The sequence below is a fragment of the Streptomyces colwelliae genome (genome assembly GCF_048158785.1).
Taxonomy (GTDB): Bacteria; Actinomycetota; Actinomycetes; order Streptomycetales; family Streptomycetaceae; genus Streptomyces.
In genome coordinates, this window is record NZ_JBLTJC010000659.1 from 1 (window position 1) to 2912 (window position 2912).

Below are 2912 nucleotides of genomic sequence, written 5' to 3' on the forward strand. Positions count from 1 at the left end.
CCGGTGCCCCAGTTGGCGGCGCCGCCCGGGTATGAAGTCCCGGTGTCGTACTGCCAGTTGGTGGTGGAGACGCCGGTGCCGGCGGAGCCGTTGAAGTCGTCCAGGAAGACCTGCGTCCAGCCTGCCGGGGGTGTGGGCGCGGACGCGTTCGCGGGCAGGGTGAAGGCCGTGGCGGTGGCGGCCGCCAGACCGAGGGTGCTGAGGACGGCGATCAGGACGCGCCGGAGGGGACGGGATCTGCGCTGCGTGCCGGAGGTTTCACTCATGGGTGCCTCTCGGATACGGAGTGGGGGTGCGGGTGCGTGCCATACCTGCCTGAGAGCGCTCTCACGCAGTGGGTGCGCGGTCAATGTGCTCTCAGCCACTCCGGGCGTCAAGAGGTGAAGCCGGGAAAGTCCTTTCGCTGTGCGGGAGTTCAGGTGATGAATGCGGTGAATGGGGAGGTTTCCGAGGGGGGCGCCGGCGGGGACCGGCGCGGGTGGTGGAGGGCGCCTCCGGGACCGGAGGGTGCTGCGGGGATCGGAGCGCGCCGCCGGAACCGGTGCGCGCTGCGCCCGGGGCTGGAGGGCGCGCGGGGACGAGAGGGTGCCGCAGGGGCCAGGCCCTGCGGGGACCAGAGCGCGCCGTCGGGACCCGTGCGCGCTGCGCCGGGAGGCCGGAGGGCGCTGCCGGGACCGGAGCGCGTCGCTCGGATGGAGCGCGTCGCCGGGCTGGAGGGCGCCCGGGGCTAGACCGCGCTCCCCGCCTTCCAGTCCGCCCAGGACAGGTTCCAGCCGTTGAGGCCGTTGTCCGCCGCGACGGTCTTGTCGCCGGAGTTCTTCACGATGACGACGTCGCCGAGCATCGAGCTGTCGTAGAACTTGTAACCCGCCACCGAGGTGTCGTTGGCGCCCTTCGCGTCGTGCAGGCCGACGCAGCCGTGGCTGGTGTTCTCGCTGCCGAACACCGAGGTGGACGCCCAGTAGTTGCCGTGCACGAAGGTGCCGGACGTGGTGAGGCGCTGGGCGTGCGGGACGTCGGAGATGTCGTACTCGTCGCCGAGCCCGACCGTCGAGGACTCCATGCGGGTCTGCTTGAACCGCTCACTGATCACCATGATCCCGGACCAGGTGGTGTGCTGGGCGTTGCCGCCGCTGACCGGGTAGGTCGCGAGGGTCTTGCCGTCCCGCTTGACGACCATCTCCTTGCTGGACAGGTCGACCGTGCTGATCTGCTCGCGCCCGATGGTGAACGTGACGTCCTTGGACTGGATGCCGTAGATCCCGTCCTGGCCCTCGATGTCCTTCAGACGCAGGCTCAGCGTGATCTTCGTGCCGGCCGCCCAGTACGTCTCGGGGCGGAAGTCGAGCCGGGTGTCGCTGAACCAGTGGCCGACCACCTCGACGGCGGGCTCGGCGGTGACCGTGATCGCCTTCTGGACGGCGGCCCGGTCCTTGACCGCGTGCGTGAAGTTGATCGACACGGGCATGCCGACGCCGGAGGTGGAGTTCGCCTCGGGGGTGAAGTAGCCGACGAAGGTCTCGCCGGGCGACTTGGTGGTGAAGGTGGCCGTCTTCGCGGCGGCGTCCTGCGCCTGCGCCGAGACCGTGTACTTCGTGCCCGAGTACGGGTTCTTCGTGGACGTCCACTTCGTCTTGGCGTCGTTGAAGGTGCCGGCCAGCGTGGAGCCGTCGTTGCCGGTCACCTTCACCGTGGTGAGCGTGCCGTCGGCCACGCTGACCGTGACCGGGGTCGTGAAGTCGGCCTTCTTGGTGCCGTCGGCGGGCGAGACCGTGACGGCCGGCGCCTTCGCGGCCTTCACGGACGCCGTCGCCGACGAACCGCCGGAGGACGAACTCTCCGCGGCGCCCGCCGAACCGCTGCAACCGGTCAGGACGGCGGCCGGCACCACCCCGAGCACGGTGAGGACCCCACGACGGGACCACCTCTCCGACTGCTTCTCGGACCGGTTGGATATGTGCGACACGCCCACGGCAGGCCTTCCTCCGCATGTCGCGCCCGCCCCCAGGCCGTACGCGACGAGATCACCAGTGCCGTTGCATCCTGCGTCACTTGCATGGGTTGAATCTTTGAATCCCAGGGGCTCCACCTGAGATTCCTGTGAAGAGAGCCTGAAAGAAGTCCTGAAACCACGGTTGCCGGACGCTTCCCGAGTGTGAACAGAGTGTGAAGGCGCCGGCCGGTGCCCTGAGTATCCGGTGAGATCCCCGTCCCGCCATGGCTTCCCCACCTACCCGGTCGGAATAGTGAGGAAGGACCCGAGGGCGGAGTTCCGTTTCGGCGGCTCCGCGCAGACCACGCCGGAGGTATTCGTGACCGAAGTCCGCAAGCGGCCCACCGTGGCGATCGTCGGAGCGGGCGCGGCAGGCACCCTGACCGCCGTCCAGCTGTGCGAGACCGCCACCCGCCGCCGGACCCCCCTCGACCTGGTGCTGGTCGACCCGGCCCCGGAAGCCGGCCGCGGCACCGCCTACGCCACCCCCGATCCACGCCACCGGCTCAACGTCCCGGCGGGCGGCATGAGTTGCTACCCCGACGACGCCGGCCACTTCACCCGCTGGCTCTGCCGCCACGGCGAACCCACCGTCAGCGGCACCGACTTCGCCACCCGCTACCGCTACGGCGCCTACCTCGCCGACACCCTCGCCCAGGCCGTCGTCCGCTCCCACGGCACGGTCTCCGTACGACGGCTGCGCACCCGCGCCGAGAGCTGTACCGGCACCCCCGGAGGCCCGGTGGAACTCCACCTCGCCGACGGGGGACTCCTCACCGCCGACAGCGCCGTCACGCCTACGACGCGGTCCTCCTCCTGGACGCCGACAAGCTCGCGTTCACCACGGCCACGCAGAAGGAACAGGTGAAACTGGCGAAGCAGGAGAGCGGCCAACTGCGCCTGGTGGGGCGGTCGTTGC

Annotated in this window: 1 protein-coding gene and 2 pseudogenes; 1 reads left to right on the plus strand and 2 read right to left on the minus strand. The window is 70.1% G+C overall.

Going from position 1 to position 2912, the window contains the following annotated elements; genetic code table 11:
• Together ACNFOC_RS52765 and ACNFOC_RS52770 are read right to left on the minus strand one after the other, a co-directional pair.
• Nucleotides 1-266 (minus strand): annotated as a pseudogene (locus ACNFOC_RS52765) (1,3-beta-glucanase); the annotation flags it as partial.
• Nucleotides 267-727: 461 nt separating this feature from the next.
• On the minus strand, nucleotides 728-1972 hold the full coding sequence (locus tag ACNFOC_RS52770) for a L,D-transpeptidase (RefSeq protein ID WP_416966084.1): 1245 nt from the start codon (nucleotides 1970-1972) through the stop codon (nucleotides 728-730).
• 340 nt (nucleotides 1973-2312) lie between these two features.
• On the opposite strand from ACNFOC_RS52770, the pseudogene ACNFOC_RS52775 reads away from it, so the two are divergent.
• Nucleotides 2313-2834 (plus strand): annotated as a pseudogene (locus ACNFOC_RS52775) (FAD/NAD(P)-binding protein); the annotation flags it as partial.
• Nucleotides 2835-2912 lie beyond the last annotated feature (78 nt).